Here is a 19,915-nt window from a genome sequence, read left to right on the forward strand (position 1 = left end):
GGCCTTAAGCGACCGCGCATCACTCTGTGCCTACCCACCAGGTCACCACAGATAACCCGCAGCGATTCACCAGGCCGGCCTGTTCCACCAGCTCACCGACGCCCTCACGGTGGTGCTCCACGACCCGCAGGCGCTGGCGCCAGACGCCGTGACCCGACTGCGGGCGCTGGGTATCGACGTCGTCGAGGGCCCGGTCAGCAGGGTGCTCGGCGAGGCCGGCACCCTCAGGGGCGTCGAGGTCCCCGGTGGGACGGTCACGGCGGATGCCGTCGTCGTCGCGTCGTTCGTCGAGCCGCTGTCCCCCCTGCTCACCACTCTGGGGCTTGAGCTCACCGACCTCGAGATGATGGGCCGCGTCATGGCCAGATCCTTGGCGGCGGATGCCGTCGGCCGCACCGCCGTGCCGCGGGTGTGGGCCGCGGGGAACCTCACCGACCCGATGTCCCAGGTCGTCATGGCCGCCGCGGCCGGCGTTCGCACCGGGGCGATGGTCAACGCCGAGATGGTGACCGAGGACCAGGCACGACGGCTGGAGCAGCTGGACTGATGCTCGCGGCACTCACCTGACGCTGGTGCGCGCAGGGGTCCTGCGTGCGAGGAGCAGCCGAACGCCCGTCGCGAGCAGCCACACGACCCACATCGCGAGGCCGGCCACTCCGACGAACACCATCGGCGAGCCGTCCGCGATGGCCAGGCTCGCCGCCCCGGCGACGACGAGCAGGGCGGCCCCGACGACACCGAGCAGGCGTTGCCACGGGGGCGTCAGCGAGGCTGCGTGAGTCGCCATTGCAGCACCGAGGAACGTCGTGCCGAGTGCTGGCAGCGCCATGGCCAGGCCCGCGGCATGCAGCTGCCAGGCCAGCTCCAGCGTCGGGCTCGGCTGGGCCCCTTCGCCGGCGGACAGGACGACCCCGATCCACGCCACCGCATAGATCGCCCAGATGGCCGACAGCGTCGCACCCGCGGCCAGGGCGAAGAGAGACCACGACTCTCCCCTGTCGTTGCGCCGGACCAGGCCGTGAAGACCAGCCAGGAACCCCAGCAGCAGCGGCAGGTTGAGGGCCTCGAGCCCCACCGCCACCGCGACGGGGCCTCGGTTCTGCGCGTGGAAGGCGAGGACGTCCGCGATCGGCGCCCCGTACTCGGGCGCTCCGGCACCAGCCACCACGACGTTCTGGACCAGCAGCGAGGTGGCAAGCGCGATCGCCGTCACGCCGACGATCCGCTGAGGGTCGTTGCGTGTCTGCGGGGCAGCTGCTGTCTGTGAGGTCATCGGGGTGTGTCCTTCGGGGTGGGTCCAATGGGTGGGTCCCACCACGATCCCCGATCTCACCCGAGGTCTCATCCCCCTCCAGACCGTCGCTGGACCGGCCGGAAGAACGATGGGCGAGCCGTTCCTTCGGGTGGGTCAGACCCCGCGCGACGAGCTCCAGCTACTCCCAGGGCGTGGAGAGCACGACGGTCGTGCGCGTCGAGACGTTGGCGACGCCGCGCACGCTTGCGATGAGTTCCTCGAGCTCGGCCGGGGTGTCGACCCGCACCTTGAGGATGTAGTTCTCGTCGCCGGCCACCGAGTGGCACTCCTCGATCTGCGGCAGCTCGCGCAAACGCTCGGGAATGTCGTCCGGAGCAGCCGGGTCCAGGGGGGTGATCGACATGAAGGCGGTGATCTGGCGACCGAGCGCCTGGTGGTCGACCTTCGCCGTGTATCCCTTGATCACCCCGCGCTGCTCGAGCCGGCGCACCCGCTGGTGCACGGCCGAGGTGGACATGCCCAAGGACTTCCCCAGGTCGGTGTAGCTGATCCGCCCGTCCTGGGCCAGGAGCTCGATGATCCGCCGATCTAGGTCTTCCACGCGCTCAGGGTAGCCGTTCTCTACGCTGCACCCATGTCTTCTGCCGCCGGTGGGCCCGGCAAGCTCCTGCTGCTGGACAGCGCCTCGTTGTACTTCCGCGCGTTCTTCGGGGTGCCCGACCAGCGACGCACCCCCGACGAGCCGCCGACCAACGCCCTGCGCGGATTCATCGACATGATCGCCACCCTCGTGACGGCCCATCGCCCGACCCACCTCGTTGCCTGCTGGGACGACGACTGGCGGCCGCAGTGGCGCGTCGACCTCATCCCGACGTACAAGACGCATCGGCTCGTCGAGGGCTCGGCCGTCGCGGAGGAGTCACCCGACGACCTCACACCGCAGGTGCCGTTGATCCGCGAGGCACTGGGCGCCCTCGGGATCGCCCGCCTCGGCTCGCCCGGGTTCGAGGCCGACGACGTCATCGGCACGCTGACCCACCGCCACCGGGGAGTCATGCCCGTCGACGTCGTGACCGGTGACCGCGACCTGCTCCAGCTCGTCGACGACGCGCACGGCATCCGGGTCCTCTACACGGGCAAGGGCGGGGTGCGTGAGCCGGACATCACGACCCAGACCTACCTCCAGGAGCGGTACTCCGTGCCCACCGGTGAGGCCTACCTCGAGATGTCCGTGCTGCGCGGCGACACCAGCGACGGGCTGCCGGGGGTCAAGGGCATCGGTGACAAGACCGCGGCCCAGCTGATCGCGCAGTACGGCTCCCTCGCGGCACTGCGGGCCGCGATCGAGAGTGGTGACCCCGCGATCAAGGGGGCACGACGACTCAACCTGGAAGCGGCATCCGACTACCTCGACGTCGCACCGACGGTGGTGCGGGTGGCCAGGGATGCCGCCCTCCCGGACGTCGACCTCACGCTCCCCCACGCGCCGGCGGACACCGCCGCGCTCCAGGCGCTCGCCGACACGTACGGCGTCGGCAACCCGATCGAACGTCTCCTGACCGCGCTCGCCCTCCCCCGCTGACCACTGACCGCGGGTCAGTCGAGGCGGTCGGCCGCGACGACGCCACGCAGGACGCCGTCGATCGCAGACCGGGCGGTGCGCCGCACCACGGCGTCGGTGCTGGCCTTGGCCACCTGGTCGAGCAGGTCGACGAGCTGCTTGCAGCGGCGCACGAAGTCACCCGCAGCCATCTCCTGACCTCGCAGGACCGCGTCGAGCCGGTCCCCTGAGGCCCAGCGGTGCACCATCCACGCCATCCCGCCGTCCGGCATCGACGTGGTCGGCAGGTCGTGCTCGGTCTCGAGGTCCTCGATCTGCGACCAGAGCCGCTCCATCGCGGTGAGCGCCGCAGCGACGTCGTCGTTGGGCATCCTCGGCGAGACCTCGGCCTCCTGGTGGCGCGGTTCGTGCACGAGAGCCGAGACCGCCGCCGCGAGCGACGGGGCGTCGAGCCGCTTCCAGACGTCGTGCCGCAGGCACTCCGCAGCCAGCAGGTCCTTCTCGGTGTAGAGCCGGCGCAGCCGCTCACCCCGTTCGGTGACCACGGTGCCGTTCTCGTCGAGGTACCCCAGCGCCTCGAGCGCGTCGCAGATGCGGTCGAAGATGCGGGCCACGGTGTTGGTGCGGCCCTCGACCTTGCGCTGCAGCCCCACCGTCTCGCGCTTGAGGCGCCACCAGCGTTCGGCCCAGCGGGCGTGGGCCTCGCGGTCCGGGCACTGGTGGCAGGGGTGGGCGCGCAGCTGCTCACGCAGCAGCCGCACGTGTTCGGGCTCGGTGTCGCCACCACGACGTGACCGGCGCGACGGGGCGTCGTCGAGTCCGTTGGGCGCAGCGATCCGCAGCGACGTCGCGAGGTCGCGGCGCGACTTCGGTGACTTGGGGTTGAAGTGGGCGGGCACGCTCACCCGGGCCAACGGCTCGACGGGGTCGGGGACGTCGACGGTGGTCAGCCGGCGGAACTGCTTGTCCTCGGTCACCACGCTCGGCCCGGTGGGAGCGCCCCGGCCGGTTCGGGCAGGCTGCACCACGACCGCCCAGCCGGCGCGACGCCCGGCGGGGATGCGGATGACGTCGCCGATCTTCAGGGCCTCCAGCGACAGGGCGGCCTCGGCGCGACGGGACGCCGATCGCGCGCGCACCCCGTCCTTCTCCGCGTCGGCGAGGCTGCGGCGCAGGGCCGCGTACTCCCGGAAGTCGCCGAGGTGGCAGTGCATCGCCTCGTCGTAGTCGTGCAGCCCCTCCTCGTTGCGGCGCACCTTCGTGGCGATGCCCACCACGGCCCGGTCGGCCTGGAACTGCGCGAACGAGGTCTCGAGGATCTCGCGGGCCACCTCACGACCCACCTGGGACACGAGGTTGACGGCCATGTTGTAGGTCGGGCGAAAGCTCGAGCGCAGTGGGTAGGTGCGGGCCGAGGCCAGACCGCCGACCGCCAACGGGTCGACTCCCCGGGCCCACTGCACCACCGCGTGGCCCTCGATGTCGATGCCACGGCGCCCGGCACGCCCGGTGAGCTGGGTGTACTCGGCAGGAGTGATGTCGACGTGGGCCTCGCCGTTGTACTTGACGAGCTTCTCCAGCACCACCGTGCGGGCCGGCATGTTGATGCCCAGGGCAAGGGTCTCGGTGGCGAACACCGCACGGATGCGCCCGGCCGTGAACAGCTCCTCGACGATCTCGCGGAACAGCGGCAGCATGCCGGCGTGGTGGGCGGCGAAACCCCTCGACAGGCCCTCGACGAAGTCGAAGTAGCCGAGGACCATGAGGTCCTCCGTGGCCAGGGAGTCCACGCGCTCCTCGACGAGGCGCCGGATCCGCAGCCCCTCGCGCTCGGGCACCAGGCGGGTTCCCGCGGCGAGCAGCTGGCCGACGGCGGCCTCGCACCCGACCCGGCTGAAGATGAAGGTGATGGCCGGGAGCAGCCCGTCGCGATCGAGCTCCTCGATGACCTCGGCACGGCTCGCACCCCCGCCGGGTCGGGCGCCGCGGGCAAATCCTCGACCGCCCGATCCTCCACCGGGGCCACGACCGCCCCCGCGCGACCCGCCGCGACCTCCCCCACCCCGGCGGGGCTCGTCCTGCCACCGTCCGCGTTCCTCCGCGCTGCGGATGGCGGTCAGCAGGTCGGGGTTGACCCGGTTGCCGGCGAACAGGTCGAACATCGTCGTGCCGACGAGGACGTGCTGGTACAGCGGCACCGGACGGTGCTCGGACACGACGACCTCGTGGTTGCCCCGCACCTCGGCCAGCCAGTCGCCGAACTCCTCGGCGTTGCTCACCGTTGCCGACAGCGACACCACCTGCACGTGCTCGGGCAGGTGGATGATCACCTCTTCCCACACGGCCCCGCGGAACCGGTCGGCGAGGTAGTGGACCTCGTCCATGACGACGAAGCCGAGCCCCTCGAGGGTGCGCGACCCGGCATACATCATGTTGCGCAGCACCTCGGTCGTCATGACGACGATCGGGGCCTCGCCGTTGACCGACGAGTCCCCCGTCAGCAGACCGACGTTCGCGGCCCCGTGCACCCGCACGAGGTCGTGGAACTTCTGGTTCGACAGTGCCTTGATGGGGGTGGTGTAGAACGCCTTGCGACCGGTCGCGAGCGCCAGGTGCACGGCGAACTCGCCGACCATCGTCTTGCCGGCCCCCGTGGGCGCTGCGACGAGCACCCCCTTGCCGAGCTCGACCGCCTCGCAGGCCCGCACCTGGAAGTCGTCGAGGGGGAATTCCAGGGATGCCGTGAAGCGCGCGAGTTCGCTGCGTTCCCGGCGATTGCGGGCCGCTGCCGCGGCGTACCTCTCGGCGGGGCTGGACATGCGCTCAGGCTACGTCAGCGATCACGCGAGGACGGTGAGCGCGCCGGGCACGACCTCCATGCTCATCGGCAGCGGGGCGAAGCGCTCGCCGTCGGCGTAGGAGACGATGCCCTTGGCCTCGAGCGACACCGTGCGCGCCCTGCGGATCTGCACGGCGTGATGGCTCACGTGGGTGCCCTTGAACACCCTCGGGAACACCCGGAGGAACTCGAAGGTCGAGATCTTGCGCAGGATGAGCACGTCGAGCAGCCCGTCGTCGAAGGACGCGTCCGGGGTGACCCGCATGCCGCCGCCGTAGGCGGGGCCGTTGCCGACGGCGACGAGCATCGCCTCGGTGTCGATGCGCTCACCGTCCAGCACCAGCGTGTACGGGATGGCACGGAAGACCGGGAGCTCACGCAGGATCGCGAGGTTGTAGCGCATCGGGCCCTTGGGCCAGGTCAGCTGGTTGGCGCGCTCGTTGACCACCGCGTCGAAGCCGGCGGCGAGCACCCCGAGGAACCACTTCTGCCCGCCGGTGGCCGTGGTGTGCCGCGCGGCGTCGACCTGCCGGGTGCTCCCCGACAGGATGCGCTGCACCGAGGCGGCCGCGTCACGCACCGGCAACCCCAGCTCGCGGGCGATGTCGTTGCCGGTGCCGGCCGCGATCACCCCGAGGGGCACCGGCGTGCCCGCACACAGGTTCGCGCCCAGGTGGACCATGCCGTCCCCGCCACCCACGACGAGCCGATCGATGGCGCCCGACTCGATCGCGGCCCTGCCCTGCTCCACGGCGCTGCGGGCATCGGACGCGCTGAGGTCGAGGACGTCGACCCCCGCGTCCCGCAGCAGCGACAGGGCCTGCTGACCGACCTGTGCCCCCGTGTTCTTGCCCGAGGTCGGGTTGACCATGAGACCCAGCCGCGCCATGGCTGGAAGGCTAGCCCGTGCGAGGACGCACGGTGGCCGCTTGCGGCGCTGGTTGGGATTGCGCACCTCGGTCGCCGAGTCGCTCGGGGCCCTCCAGGCTGCCGTCGGCCGAGGCCCGGGATGCCGTTCGCGCACCAGTCAGCGGGCGCTGCGCGCCCCTGCGCTCGACGAGGTCGACGAACCCGCCCACCGTCACCCCGGCTTCGAGGGGGTGACGGAACCGTTCGTCACGGCGCACGACGTAGTGGTTGCGTCGGCCCACCCGCAGGCGGGTGATGAGGCCCGCTTGGTCGAGGTCACCGACGATCTGTTGCACCGACCTCTCGGTGAGTCCAACGCTCGAAGCGACGTCGCGCAAGAGGACGTCGGGGTTCGCGGCCAAGCACACGAGCACAAGCGCGTGGTTGGTCAGGAGGGTCCACCCGTCCCGCTTCATACGCACCACGATAGGAGAATCCTGTTTCCGGCGGGCCGTATCGGAGCACTTGCCTGACTGACCTGCGAGTCCCAGCCCCCGCACCTTCGACACACCGTGCGGCCCGGACCGTCCATGGGCAGGACGTCAGCGAGTGGACCCGCAGTTTCGCGAGAATGATTTCCGGTATGAGGTTTCGCTTGTGATGCATTTCATGATGGCTCTACGGTCCGCTGAGGACCTGCGCCATCAGGACGCGGTTCGAAGGGGTCAGGCAGGGGTCGTCATGTCTCGGATGTCGCGCAGTGTCACCACAGTCATCCTCACCGTCCTCGGGATGCTCCTCGCGATGGTCACGACGGTCATCGGTACCGAGGCCGCCATGGCGGCGACGCCGGATCCGACGAAGGTGCCGCACTACTTCGGGCCGTGGCCGAACTGGGCCAACAGCCCGCTCACCCTCAGCCAGGCCTCAGTGACGATCTCCGGCACGGGGAGCGGGGCCGCGGCGGTGGCGCAGGTCGACCCCGTGACCGGCGGCATCAAGAGCGTCGACGTCACCGCCGCGGGGCAGGGCTACGACTCGGGTCCAGTCACCGTGGAGGTCGCCGGCGGCAACCCGAACGCGACCGCCACCGCCACCGTGAGCGCCGCCGACGTCGTGACCGGGTTCACCGGCGTGAAGCCCGGCTCCGGGTACGAGGCCTTCAAGGTCGTCCTTTCTGGTGGGGTGAACCTCAACGTGACCGGCAACCTGGCCGCGACGGCCATCGCCTCCGGCGCCGTGGGGGACGTCGCGGTCACCGACGGCGGGTCCGGCTACTCGATGCCGATCGTCGACTTCGACTACCCTGACGACCCCAACGGCATCCAGGCGACCGGGCACGTCGAGTGCGTCGAGGCCACCGACTGCTCGCACGCCCCCGACGCCACGGTCTCGATCGCCTCGGTGATCGTCGACGAACCCGGTTCCGGTTACACGACGGCGCCGGCGGTGACCATCCGCAACGGCACGCAGTACGACCCGATCAACTTCCCAGAGGGCACTGCAGCCGCGACGGCCAAGGCCACCCTGATGCTCAGCGCGGTCAACGTCCTGGAGTTCGGCAAGGGCTACACCAGCACTCCGACCGTGGCCATTACCGACCCCGTGGGATCCGGGTCCGGCGCCACTGCCTCCGCGGTGACCGACGGCGGGGCGATCACCGCCGTGACCGTCGGCACCCCTGGTGCGGGCTACCTCACCAAGGGCATGAAGAAGTTCGTCGACGACCTCCCGACGCTCTGCAGCCCGGCTGCCTGCCCCGCAACCGGCAAGTACCTGCCGACGGCGGTCCCAGAGGCCAAGAAGTACACCGATACCAGCGTGACCCCGAGCCGTGAGGTCGCGGCCGACGAGTACGTCATCGGATTGGTGCAGTACCGCACCACGTTCTCGTCAGACCTGCCGCCCACGCTGGTACGCGGGTACGTTCAGATCGAGACACCCGCCAACGCGGATGTGAGCAAGCACTTCCCGCTCATGAACGCGAACGTGGACCCCAGCCAGCCCGATACCCCCGTGATGATCAACGGGCAGCAGGCGTTCGGCGTGACCCCGCCGCAGTACCTCGGGCCGTTCATCGGCGCCACCAAGGACAAGCCGACTCGGATCGTCTTCCACAACCTCCTGCCGACCGGCGTCGATGGCGACCTGTTCCTGCCGACCGACAGCTCGATGATGGGCTCCGGGATGGGCCCGATGGCCATGCCCGAGCCCACTGACCAGCGCACCACGACCGACGGCATCCGTGAGCCTGAGTGCACCCAGGACCCCAAGTCCGACATGTGCTTCAAGGACAACCGGGCCACCCTGCACCTGCACGGTGGCATCACCCCCTGGATCAGCGACGGCACCCCGCACCAGTGGATCACCCCCGCGGGCGAGGGCACGCCGTGGCCGCAGGGTGTCAGCGTCAAGAACGTGCCCGACATGAAGGACGCGGGCGGGCTCACGACGTGCGACGCCGCGGACGACGGCTGCCAGACGTTCTTCTACACCAACCAGCAGAGCGCGCGGCTGATGTTCTACCACGACCACGCGTGGGGCATCACCCGCCTCAACGTCTACGCCGGCGAGGCTGCCGGGTACCTGATCGCCGACGACACCGAGAAGAAGCTCGTCGCCGACGGTGTCATCCCGGCTGCTGCGGACACGCTGCCGCTCGTCATCCAGGACAAGACCTTCGTGCCCGGGGACGAGCAGCTCAAGGACGTCACGAACGGCGCCGGCGACATCACCTCGTACGGCCAGGACCCGACCTGGGACACGACCCGCTGGGGCGGCAAGGGATCACTGTGGCAGCACCACGTCTACATGCCCGCCCAGAACCCCGGTGACGCCTCGGGCATGAGCGCCTACGGGCGCTGGATGTACGGGCCGTGGTTCTGGCCACCGGCCTCCGGGACCAAGTACGGGCCGATCCCGAACCCCTACTACGACGCCAGCTGCAAGGTCGACGACCCGTCGACCTGGACCTACCAGACCGACCCGTTCTGCGAGCCGGAGCTCATTCCGGGCACCCCGAACGTCTCGGCCGGGATGGAGCAGTTCAACGACACCCCGATCGTCAACGGTGTGGCCTACCCCAAGGTCACGCTCGAGCCCAAGGCATACCGCCTGCGGATGCTCAACGCTGCGAACGACCGGTTCTTCAACCTGCAGTGGTACACCGCCGACCCCGACCAGGGAGACGGCACCACCGAGGTGAAGCTGAACGCGGCTGAGCTGCTCGCAGCGCAGACCGACCCGAACGTCTCCCCGACGCCGGCCGATGCCAACAACAACGCGGCCGGGCCCGACTGGGTGCAGTTCGCCAACGAGGGTGGGATGCTTCCGACCCCGACCGTCATCGACGGCCAGCAGCCCACCACCTGGATCACCGACCCGACCCGGTTCGACGTCGGCAACGTGGACCAGCACTCGATGCTGCTGGCCCCGGCCGAGCGCGCCGACGCCGTGGTGGACTTCTCGAAGTTCGCGGGCAAGACGCTGATCCTCTACAACGACGCTCCGGCGGCCTTCCCGGCCCGGGTGCCGACCTACGACTACTACACGGGCGCACCGGACCTCAGCCCCACCGGCGCTCCGACCATCCTGCCCGGCTACGGACCCAACACCCGCACCGTCATGCAGGTGACCATCGCCGCATCGGCTCCGGCACCGGCATACGACGTGACCAAGCTGCGCAACGCGTTCTCGCACAAGGCCAACGGCACCGGGGTGTTCGAGTCGAGCCAGCACCCGCCGATCGTGGGCCAGGCCGCCTACAACACGGCCATGGGCACCAGCTTCGCGGCGACGGGCGAGTGCAAGGCGGCTGGTGTCACGAAGTGCGACGGGCTGGTCCGAGTCAATGACACGGGCAGCTTCGCCTTCAACACCCTGAAGTCCCCGACGACCAAGACGACGGTGAAGATGGAGCCGAAAGCGATCCACGACGAGACGAATGCGAGCACGTTCGACGAGTTCGGCCGGATGCAGGCCAACCTCGGCATCGAGGCAGAGCCGCCGACACCAGGCGCACAGAACGTCACGCTCTACCCGTTCGTCAACCCGCAGACCGAGCTCATCGACGGCACCAAGCTGCCCAAGCAGGTCGTGACGACTGACTCCGTCACCGGTGAACCGGTCAAGGACGTCAAGATCACGCCGATCAGCGACGCCAAGGACGGCACCCAGATCTGGCGGGTCACCCACAACGGCGTGGACACCCACCCGATCCACTTCCACCTCTATGACGTCCAGGTGCTCAACCGGGTCACGTGGGACAACATCATCATCCCGAACGACGCCAACGAGAACGGGTGGAAGGACACGGTGCGGATGAGCCCTCTCGAGGACACCATCATCGCGCTGCGCCCCATCATCCCGCAGGTGCCCTTCGAGGTGCCCAACTCGGTGCGACCACTCAACCCGATGATGCCGAGCGGCTCGGGGGCCATGTTCTTCAACACCGACCCTCAGGGCAACCCGCTCACCACGCCGATCACCAACAAGCTCGTCAACTTCGGGTGGGAGTACGTCTGGCACTGCCACATCCTCAGCCACGAGGAGATGGACATGATGCGTCCGGTCTCGCTCGCCTTGCCGCCTGCCGCACCGGGGGGGCTCCAGGGGCAGCTCGTCGGCGGCAAGGTCAAGCTCGACTGGGTGGACAACTCGATCACCGAGACCCGCTTCGTCATCAAGCGCACCACCGACGGAACCACGTGGACGACGGTGGGCAGCTTGGACCAACCACTGGGTGACGGCAACGCGCACGGGGCCCGGACCTTCACCGATCCCACATCCGACGCAACCACGCCGTTCACGTACAAGGTGATCGCGGAGAACGTCGTCGGTTACGGCTCCGGCATGCCCTCGATGACTGTGTCGTCGTCGACTGCTGACTTTGCCATCAACGCAGCCACGCCGCCGACGGTGCTCAGCACGACACCGGTGGACGGGGCGACCAACGTGGTGGTCGGATCCAACCTGCAGGTCTTCTTCTCGCAGGCGGTCACCGGTTACGGCGGCTCGAACGTGCGGATCACGAAGGTGTCGGACAACACCAACGTCCCGCTCACCCGGGCCTTCTACACGGCCAATAACCGGCTGCTGATCAACCCCTTCGGAGGCGGGGCAGGCGCGCTCCAGGCAGGCACGCAGTACCGGCTGACCCTCACGGGTGGACCGTCTGCGATCCGCAACCTGGCGGGCATCCCGCTGGCGACCACGACGATCACCTTCACCACCCTCCCGCTGTCTCCCGCCCCGACGGTGCTCAGCACGACACCGGTGGACGGGGCGACCAACGTCACGGTCGGATCCAACCTGCAGGTCTTCTTCGACATGGCGGTCACCGGGTACGGCACGTCGACGGTGCGGATCACGCGGGTGTCTGACAACACGAGCGTCCCGGTCACGATGGCCTTCTACCCGGCCACCAACCGGTTGTTGATCAACCCCTTCGGGGGTGCGACCGACGTGCTTCAGGACAACACGCAGTACCGCCTGACCCTCACCGGCGGCCCGACGGCGATCCGGAGCCTGCTGGGCACACCGCTGGCGACCGTCACGATCACGTTCACCACGGCAGGATGAAGCACGGACCAGCACCGTCCTGGGCAGGCGGCGGTGCGGGCCCGCACCGGCGGGTTCCCACCGCGGACTGCAAAGGTGGGACGATCATCGGGTGAGCTCGATCTTCACCCTCCTTTCCGAACACCCCCTCCTCCTCCTCGCGGTGTTGCTCGCGTTCGGCGCCGCGCTGGGGCACGTGCGCGTCAAGGGGGTGCACCTCGGGCCGGCTGCCGTGCTGTTCGCCGCCCTCGGCGTCTCCGCGTGGGCCGCCTCGGCTGACGTCGACCTCGAGATCCCCGAGGTCATCGGCACGTTCGGCCTCGTGCTCTTCACCTACACGGTGGGAGTCGTCTCGGGGACGCACTTCTTCTCGTCGCTGCGGCGGGGGTGGCCGACCATGCTCGTCGTGGCCGGGGCGCTGTCCCTCGTCGGGGTGATCGCCGTGGGCGTCGGCCGGGTCATGGGCATCGAGCCGGGCATCGTCTCCGGTGCCTTCGCTGGTGCGCTCAACAACACACCGGCCCTCGCGGCGGCATCCGCCCGGGCCGCGGACCCGTCCGCGCCCACGATCGGCTACTCGATCACCTACCTCGGCGGTGTCATCCTCATGCTCGCCGTCGCGGCCTGGTCGCTGCGCCGGCCTGGCGGCGAGTCGCGGCGGGAGGAGATCGGCCACGAGACGATCCGCGTCGAGGTGCACGAGCCGATCACCGTCGACGCCCTGTCCGCGGCGCACGGCCAGGACATCACCGTGTCGCGCCTCAAGCACGCCCATGCCGCCAACCCGACGATGGTGCCCGGGGGGGCCGAGACGATCGGTCACAACGACCTCGTCACCGTCGTCGGACCCCGTGAGCTCCTGGATGCCGTGGCGCAGCAACTGGGCCACGTCTCCTCACACGACATCGTCGCCGACCGGGCAGACCTGGACTACCGCCGCATCACGCTGTCGACCAAGTCCCTCGTGGGTCACACCATCGGCGAGCTCGACCTCGAGGCGAAGTTCGGCGCGGCCGTCACCCGGGTGCGGCGCGGCGACCTCGACCTCGTCGCGCACGACACGTTCGTCCTCGCGATGGGTGACCGGGTGCGGGTCATCGCCCCCCGGGACCAGATGGCCGAGGTCAGCACCTACCTCGGCGACAGCGACCGCGGCATGTCGGACATCAACGTTGGTGGCCTGGCCCTGGGGCTCGCGGTGGGCATGGCGCTCGGCCTCGTGCACGTGCCGACGCCCGGCGGTGGCTTCACCGTCGGCGCGGCGGCGGGCACGCTGCTCGTCGGGCTCGTCTTCGGCCGCCTCGGGCGGGTCGGACCGGTCATCACGTCGATGTCGCACGGCGCGGCGCAGTCCCTGTCGGCGCTGGGCATGGTCACCTTCCTCGCGTATGCCGGGGTGCGGGCCGGGCGGTCGATCACCGACGCGCTCGCGTCGGACTCGGGCTGGAAGGTGGCGGTGCTGGGACTGGTGCTCACGGCATCCGCGGCGGTGTTGCTCGTGCTCGGCATGCACGTCCTGCGCAAGCTCACCTGGCTCGAGACCGCGGGGGCCCTGGCCGGTTCACAGACCCAGCCGGCCATCTTGGCCTACGTCAACGACAAGACCAGCTACGACACCCGGGTCGGGGTCGCGTACGCCCTCGTCTACCCCGTGGCGATGATCTCGAAGATCATCGTGGCGCAGGTGCTCGCAGGCCTGGGCTGACGCTGCGTTCTCAGAGCGCGGAGGCCTCGTTGTCGTCCACGTTGAGCCAGTCAGGGCGCGCCTTCTCCTTGCGCCGGTCCAGGAGCCAACAAACGAACCACGCCGCGAAGTACAGCGCCGTGAGCGGCCCCGCGAAGACGAACATCGTGTACGGATCAGGCGTCGGGGTGGCCACGGCGGCGAACACGAAGATCAGCACGACGGCGACGCGCCATCCTGCGAGCAGCCGCTGAGCGGGCAAGAGGCCGATGACGTTGAGCCCCACCAGGACCACCGGGAAGAGGAAGCCAAAGCCAAAGACGAGGATGAACCGGGTGACGAACGAGTAGTACTCCGACCCTTGGACGATGTTGGACGTGCCCTCGGGGCTGAAGCCGTACAAGATGGTGAGCGACGTCGGCAGGATCGTGTACGCGAGCCAGCATCCGATGAGAAAAAGCGGGATGGTGGAGCCGAGGAACGCCAAGGAGATCCGCTTCTCCTTGATGGTCAAGCCGGGAACGATGAAGGCCCAGGCCTGCCACAGGATGATGGGGCTCGCTGCAATCAGTCCGACGAAGATCGAAATGCTGATGATGTTGGACACCGCCGAGGTTGCCCCGGCGAAGTTGATGCTCGCGACGACCTCGGGTGAGCTGGCTTGGTAGGCATTGAACGGTGCCTGAAGAAAGCGAGAGATCGGTCCGTAGTAGAACCCGGCCACGATGGCCGCGACGAACACCGACGCGGCACAAATGACCAGCCGACGTCGGAACTCGCGAAAGTGCTCGCCGAGCGTCATCCGCCCTTCGGGGTCACGAGGGCGCCGGCGCAGACGAGCCATGGGTGGTGGTGAGGTGAGGGGTGGTGAGGTCAGGCCACGGGGCCGGACTGGTTGTCCGTGCGCGGTGCGTTCTCACGCACGGCGTTGCCCTCGGTGGTCGGGATCGCGCGGTCGACACTGGAGGCCGGCTCGATGGGCTCACCCTTGACGGTGGTGGTCGAGGCGTCCGACTTGGCGGCCTCGGACTCCTTCTTCATCTCGTCGACCTCGGACTTGAACACCCGCGCCGAACGGCCGAGGCTGCGCGCGGCATCCGGAAGCTTCTTCCATCCGAAGATGAGGATGATGAGCACCGCGACGATGATGATCTCGGTGGGTCCGATCCTGCCCATGGGGTGCAACTCCTGTGCTGATGGTGGGACGCCGGGGGTGGCGCCGTGGCGTCTGGTCGGTCAGTCTACGCGTGCCCACGGTGGCAGGTGCTCCGCCCGGCGCGCACGGCGGGCCGCCCGTGTCGCGGCCTTGCCCGCCCGATACTCCTCGCGCATCCTGAGAGGAGGCTGGGTGACAGCCGGGGGCGCCGGCTCCAGGTCGCGAAGCGCGTCAGCTCGCGCCTCGAGCTCCGCGACCAGGGCACTGGCTCGCGCGGCCTCGCGGCTCACGCCCTTCACGCTCCCCCACACCCGCCAGGCCCGCTGACCGATCAGCGCGGCCGACGCGGCGAGCAGCACCGTCCAGACCAGAACCCAACCCCACCAGGGCAACATCGCTCAGGCCTCCCCGTACGCAGTGAGAGCGGCAGCGGCTCCGGCCGCCACCTCGGTGACGACCTCCGGCGGATCGACGACGACACCACGCCCGCCGAGCCGCCAGATCAGTCGCCGCAGCCACGCGGTGTCCGCGGTGCGCAGACGCACCATGAGTCCGCCGCCGTCCGCGGCCGGGACCTCCTCGCTGGACTCCACCGGGTAGTAGTCGGCCACCCAGGTCGCCCCCGGCAGCAGGTGAACCGTGACCACGAGGTCGTCGGGCGCCGGGCGGAAGGTGCCCTCCGAGAGGTCACGTTCGCGGGCGTGCGCCGGTGGGGTGCCGTCGAGGTCGAGGACCGTGAGCTCCTCGATGCGGTCCAACCGGAACATCCGGGTGTCCCCCGCCCGGTGGCACCAGCCCTCGAGGTACCACCGGCCGTCCATGCCGACGACGCGCATGGGGTCGACGTCGCGCTCGGTGGCTTCGTCGCGGGCCGGCACGAGGTAGCGCAGGTGCACGCGGCGTCGGTCGGTGACGGCCTGGCGCACCCGGGCCAGCACTTGCGACGAACCGCCGTCGGCCACCTCGGCCCGCACCCGCGCGGCGGGAGCGGCAGCCGACCCGGCGGCATCCTCGAGCTTGGCCAGGGCCCGCTCGACCGCGTCGCGGTCGCCCAGACCGGGCACCTCGCGCAGCGCCCGCAGGCCCACGATGAGGGTGACCGCCTCGTCGACCCCGAGCCGCAGGGGGCGGGCGATGGTCTCGGCGTTGCCGACGAAGACCCGGCCCTCCTCCCAGTCGGCCTCGATGAGCTCGTCGGGCATCTGGCCGTAGCCGCACAGGAAGAGCAGGTTGAGGTCGGCCTCGAGCTGTTCGACGCTGACCCCGAGGTCGTCGGCCGCCTGACGCAGGTCGATGCCCTGACGGTTGACCAGCCACGGCACCATCGTCAGCAGGCGCGCCAGCCGCGCGGTGGCGCTCTCGGTCGCGAACCCGGCCATCAGCCCCGCCCCCCGTGGGCAGCCAGCGCCCCGCGCAGGCGCTCGACGACGGCGTCGACGAGCTCGGGTGGTTGTTCGACGACGACGTCGGGGCCGTAGCCGGCGAGCTCCTCGGCGAAGGCGTCGAGGTCGCCGTGGTCGAGGTCGACGAGGTCCCACGTGTCGTCGACGGACCCGACCGTGCGGGCCCGGCGACGCAGGCTGTGCCCGGTGTCGCGGCGCACGCGCAGCACGGCCGGGCTCGGTTGGGTCTGCGGACGCGCCACCCGGCGGACCATCGCCTGGGGCTCGTGGTCCTCGGGAACCTCGAATGCACCTGCCCGACCCGAGGCCTTGACGGTGCCGACGATCCGCGAGAGGCGGAACACGCGAGGAGCCTCGCGCTCGAGGTCGAAGGCGTTGAGGTACCACCGCCCGTGCCAGGAGACGAGCGACCACGGCTGCACCGTGCGCACCTGCACCTCGGCCGCCTCGGGGCGCCGGTACCCGAAGGTCAGCACCACCCGGCGCAGCACACCGTCCTTGACCGCGTCGAAGGCGGGTTCGGTGGTGCGCAGCCGCGGCTCGATGCCGATGAGCGCGTCGACGTCGCGCTCGACCCCGGCCGCGCGCAGCTTGCGCAGGGCGGCAGCGGCCGGCCCGGCCAGGCTCGCCTGCGCCCAGGTGCGGCTCGCCAACCCGAGGACAGCGAGCTCGTCGGGCTCGAAGGCGATGTCGGGCAGGGCGTACTCGCGCTGGTGGATGCGGTAGCCGGGCTCGTCCTCGTGCAGCGGGTCGATGTCCTCGGTGACCAGCGGGATGCCGAGCTCGCGCAGCTCGTCCTTGTCGCGCTCGAACATCCTCTCGAAGGCCTCGGTCGACGCCGACTGCCCGTACTGCGGCACGAGCGAGCGGATCTGCGCCTTCGGCAGCGGCCGACGGGTGTAGAGCAGCACCAGCACGAGGTTGAGCAGTCGCTCGGTCTTCACCTGTGCCGCCGAGGGGGCGCCCACGCCGGGCTCGTTGCTCACCCGCCAGACGCTACCTGACGGATACGCTGCCGAGCGTGATGCAGTGGCGAGCCGGGACCGTGGTCGAGCAGGTGCGTCGGTGGCCGGGCGCCGTGGAGTACTCCGTGGCCCTCGACGAGGCGGCCGATCCGCCCGTTCGGGCACTGGCATACACCGCGATGGTCGGTGAACCGGCGGTCGGCGAACGGGTCCTGCTCAACGCCTCGGCCCTACTGCGTGGGCTGGGCACGGGAGGGCTCGCGTTCGTCGTGGCCCGCACCGACCACCTGCCGGCGGACCCCGAGACCGGCCCCGGGCACATCGTCAAGGCGCGCTACACCCCGATGCAGCAGATGCTGCTCGCCGTCGACGAGCAGGACAGCCCGCACCACGCTGACCTCGCCGACGCCGACGACCTGGCGGGGATGCCGGTGGTCGTCGCGGACCTGCACTCCGCGCTCCCGGCGGTGCTCGCCGGCATCCGATCCACTCACCCGCACGCGCGGGTCGCCTACGTCATGACCGACGGCGGCGCCCTCCCGGCGGCGTTCTCGAGAGCCGTCGCAGGCCTGGCGGATGCCGGGTGGCTGGCGTCGACGATCACCGTCGGCCAGGCGTTCGGTGGCGACCACGAGGCGGTGACGACGCACACCGGCCTGCTCGCGGCCCGGTTCGTCGTCGGTGCGGATGTCGCCGTCGTGACGCAGGGGCCGGGCAACGTGGGCACCGGCACGCGGTGGGGCTACTCCGGGGTGGGGTGTGCCGACGCCCTGCACGCCGCCGAGGTGCTCGGCGGACACGGAATCGCGTCGCTGCGCGTGTCGGGGGCCGACCTGCGAGAGCGGCACCGCGGGATCAGCCACCACAGCCGCACGGCCTACGGCCGCGCCCTGCTCACCGCGGCGGACGTCCCCGTGACCACGCTGCCGGATGCCGAGCTCGACGCGCTCGTGCGCGAGCAGCTGCGAACCCTGGTGGACACGGCGCGGGCCCGGCTCTCGGTGGTCGAGGTGCCCGCTGACGGACTGCTCGAGGCGCTGCACACCTCGCCGGTCGCCCTGCGCACGATGGGGCGGGGTCTGGACTCAGACCCCGCCCCGTTCCTCGCGGCTGCCGCCGCGGGTGTTCATGCTGCTGCGTTGACCGACTCCGCGGTCAGCGGACGTCCATGAGGTCGACGACGAAGATCAGCGTCTCGCCGGGGGCGATGGCGCCACCGGCGCCACGCTCGCCGTAGCCCAGGTGCGGCGGGATGGTCAGCTTGCGCCGGCCGCCGACCTTCATGCCCGCGATGCCCTGGTCCCACCCGGCGATGACCATGCCGACACCGAGGCGGAAGTCCAGCGGCGCGCCGCGGTTCCACGAGGCGTCGAACTCCTCGCCGGTGGAGTGGGCGACGCCGACGTAGTGCGCGGACACGGTGCTGCCGGGGGTGGCCTCGGCACCGTCGCCGACGGTGATGTCCTCGATGACGAGGTCGGACGGGACCTCGCCCGGGAAGTCGATCTCGGGGCGGGTGGGCTGGCTGCTCATGGGGTGGTCCTTTTCGTTCGAGAGTGGGGTCGGTACAAGTGGTGTCAGTACGCGGCGAGGATGTCGACGACGAAGACGAGGGTGTCGGTGCCGGCGATCTTCGGCGGGCTGCCGGCCTCGCCGTAGCCCTCGGCCGGCGGGATGACGAGCAGGAGTCGGCTGCCGACCTTCTGACCCACGATGCTCTTGTCCCAGCCCGAGATGACCTGCCCCTGACCGGCGGCGAAGTCGAAGTAGGGCTGCTCCGGGCGGCTCGCGCTCGAGTCGAAGACGCTGCCGTCCTTGAGCAGTGCACCGGTGTAGGCGACGCGCACGGTCTGGCCCGCCTTGACCTCGGCGCCCTTGCCGGTGATGAGCGGCTGGACGACGGTCTTGGCCGGGGCCTTGGCGCCCTTGGGGACGGTGATGGTCGCGGGCTTGCCCTCGTTCATCGTCACGGTCGGCAGACCCGCCTTGGGCGGCACCGCGGTGCCCTCGGCCTGCGCGAGGACCTTGGTCGCACCGACGACGTCGACGACGAACACCACGGGGTCGTCGGCCTTCATCGCCAGGTCGGGGTTGCCCTGCTCGCCGAACGCGTCGGCCGGCGTGGACGTGATGAGCACCCGTGAGCCGATCTTCTTGCCCGGGAGCTGGCTCTTGAAGGATCCGAACAGGTCCTGCGCGCCGAGGTCGAGCCCCACGGGGCCGGTCTCCCACGTGCTGTGGGCCTGCTTGCCGTCGGTGCCGTTGAGGATGATCGCCTGGATCGACACGAGGTCGTCCTTGGTGATGGCCTCGCCGGTGCCCTCGGTCAGCACCTTGGACTCGGTCTTGGTCACGGTGACCGGCGCGTCGACCTTCACGGTGGGCGCGGTCTTGGCGTCAGTTCCCTCGACGGTGATGGCGCTCAGCGCAGCGGAGGTGTTGGCGCTCGGTGCGCTCTCCTCGCCGCATCCGCTGAGGACGAGGGCGCAGGCCAGGGCGGCGGCGGACAGGGTGGTGGTGACGCGACGTGACACGTGTGGAACCTTCGGTCGGGGGTGCTGCCCGGCAGCGGGCAACGGTCATCCACGATAACTGCGGCCCTTGTGAGGTTGCACATCGGCGGCTGGGAGGACGCTGGATGCCG

General features: G+C 70.2%; 16 protein-coding genes. 5 read left to right on the top strand and 11 right to left on the bottom strand.

The window, feature by feature from the left end; translation table 11 throughout:
• Positions 1-79: 79 nt before the first annotated feature.
• Positions 80-547, top strand: coding sequence for a hypothetical protein (locus PLL68_RS04490; protein ID WP_324532082.1), 468 nt, complete (start codon positions 80-82; stop codon positions 545-547).
• A 12-nt stretch (positions 548-559) separates the two neighbouring features.
• Here the strand turns inward: PLL68_RS04490 and PLL68_RS04495 are convergent, their stop codons facing one another.
• Together PLL68_RS04495 and PLL68_RS04500 are read right to left on the bottom strand one after the other, a co-directional pair.
• Positions 560-1,273, bottom strand: a complete 714-nt coding sequence (locus PLL68_RS04495; RefSeq protein WP_324532035.1) for a hypothetical protein — start codon at positions 1,271-1,273, stop codon at positions 560-562.
• Positions 1,274-1,433: 160 nt separating this feature from the next.
• On the bottom strand, positions 1,434-1,856 hold the full coding sequence (locus tag PLL68_RS04500; RefSeq protein ID WP_324532037.1) for an Lrp/AsnC family transcriptional regulator: 423 nt from the start codon (positions 1,854-1,856) through the stop codon (positions 1,434-1,436).
• A gap of 33 nt (positions 1,857-1,889) precedes the next feature.
• Here PLL68_RS04500 and PLL68_RS04505 point away from each other — a divergent pair, with 33 nt between their 5' ends.
• A complete protein-coding gene (locus PLL68_RS04505; protein WP_324532039.1) occupies positions 1,890-2,837 on the top strand; it encodes a 5'-3' exonuclease in 948 nt (315 codons plus the stop codon).
• A 14-nt stretch (positions 2,838-2,851) separates the two neighbouring features.
• On the opposite strand, the gene PLL68_RS04510 is transcribed toward PLL68_RS04505, so the two are convergent.
• Genes PLL68_RS04510 through PLL68_RS04520 form a run of 3 tightly spaced genes read right to left on the bottom strand, consistent with a single transcriptional unit; the run spans position 2,852 to position 6,980 of the window.
• The gene (locus PLL68_RS04510) at positions 2,852-5,635 is read right to left on the bottom strand and encodes a DEAD/DEAH box helicase (protein WP_324532041.1); all 2,784 of its coding nucleotides are present in this window, start codon (positions 5,633-5,635) and stop codon (positions 2,852-2,854) included.
• A 21-nt stretch (positions 5,636-5,656) separates the two neighbouring features.
• On the bottom strand, positions 5,657-6,544 hold the full coding sequence (locus tag PLL68_RS04515; RefSeq protein ID WP_324532043.1) for a diacylglycerol kinase: 888 nt from the start codon (positions 6,542-6,544) through the stop codon (positions 5,657-5,659).
• 10 nt (positions 6,545-6,554) lie between these two features.
• Positions 6,555-6,980 carry a helix-turn-helix transcriptional regulator gene (locus PLL68_RS04520; RefSeq protein ID WP_324532045.1) on the bottom strand — a complete coding sequence of 142 codons (426 nt, stop codon included), beginning with the start codon at positions 6,978-6,980 and terminating at the stop codon, positions 6,555-6,557.
• A gap of 274 nt (positions 6,981-7,254) precedes the next feature.
• Here PLL68_RS04520 and PLL68_RS04525 point away from each other — a divergent pair, with 274 nt between their 5' ends.
• Both PLL68_RS04525 and PLL68_RS04530 read left to right on the top strand, forming a co-directional pair.
• Positions 7,255-12,084, top strand: a complete 4,830-nt coding sequence (locus PLL68_RS04525; protein ID WP_324532047.1) for an Ig-like domain-containing protein — start codon at positions 7,255-7,257, stop codon at positions 12,082-12,084.
• Between the two features lie 91 nt (positions 12,085-12,175).
• Positions 12,176-13,768, top strand: coding sequence for an aspartate:alanine exchanger family transporter (locus tag PLL68_RS04530; RefSeq protein ID WP_324532048.1), 1,593 nt, complete (start codon positions 12,176-12,178; stop codon positions 13,766-13,768).
• Between the two features lie 10 nt (positions 13,769-13,778).
• On the opposite strand, the gene tatC is transcribed toward PLL68_RS04530, so the two are convergent.
• The 4 genes from tatC to PLL68_RS04550 all read right to left on the bottom strand — a co-directional run bounded on the left by tatC (position 13,779) and on the right by PLL68_RS04550 (position 17,292).
• Positions 13,779-14,549, bottom strand: coding sequence for a twin-arginine translocase subunit TatC (gene tatC, locus PLL68_RS04535; RefSeq protein ID WP_324532050.1), 771 nt, complete (start codon positions 14,547-14,549; stop codon positions 13,779-13,781).
• Between the two features lie 71 nt (positions 14,550-14,620).
• Positions 14,621-14,923, bottom strand: a complete 303-nt coding sequence (gene tatA, locus PLL68_RS04540; protein WP_324532052.1) for a Sec-independent protein translocase subunit TatA — start codon at positions 14,921-14,923, stop codon at positions 14,621-14,623.
• 378 nt (positions 14,924-15,301) lie between these two features.
• A complete protein-coding gene (locus tag PLL68_RS04545; RefSeq protein ID WP_324532054.1) occupies positions 15,302-16,282 on the bottom strand; it encodes a helix-turn-helix transcriptional regulator in 981 nt (326 codons plus the stop codon).
• The gene (locus PLL68_RS04550) at positions 16,282-17,292 is read right to left on the bottom strand and encodes a helix-turn-helix transcriptional regulator (RefSeq protein ID WP_324532056.1); all 1,011 of its coding nucleotides are present in this window, start codon (positions 17,290-17,292) and stop codon (positions 16,282-16,284) included. The genes PLL68_RS04545 and PLL68_RS04550 overlap by 1 nt, the downstream gene beginning before the upstream one ends.
• A gap of 35 nt (positions 17,293-17,327) precedes the next feature.
• Between PLL68_RS04550 and PLL68_RS04555 the strand changes: the two genes are divergently transcribed.
• Positions 17,328-18,443 carry a DUF3866 family protein gene (locus PLL68_RS04555; protein WP_324532058.1) on the top strand — a complete coding sequence of 372 codons (1,116 nt, stop codon included), beginning with the start codon at positions 17,328-17,330 and terminating at the stop codon, positions 18,441-18,443.
• Here the strand turns inward: PLL68_RS04555 and PLL68_RS04560 are convergent.
• Positions 18,427-18,804 (bottom strand): FKBP-type peptidyl-prolyl cis-trans isomerase, encoded by a 378-nt coding sequence (locus PLL68_RS04560; RefSeq protein ID WP_324532060.1) that lies wholly within the window; start codon positions 18,802-18,804, stop codon positions 18,427-18,429. The two genes, PLL68_RS04555 and PLL68_RS04560, sit on opposite strands and share 17 nt — an antisense overlap.
• A gap of 44 nt (positions 18,805-18,848) precedes the next feature.
• Complete coding sequence (locus PLL68_RS04565) at positions 18,849-19,805, bottom strand: FKBP-type peptidyl-prolyl cis-trans isomerase (RefSeq protein WP_324532062.1); 957 nt, start codon at positions 19,803-19,805, stop codon at positions 18,849-18,851.
• Positions 19,806-19,915 lie beyond the last annotated feature (110 nt).

The sequence above is a fragment of the Ornithinibacter sp. genome (genome assembly GCF_035443565.1).
Classification (GTDB): domain Bacteria; phylum Actinomycetota; class Actinomycetes; order Actinomycetales; family Dermatophilaceae; genus Fodinibacter.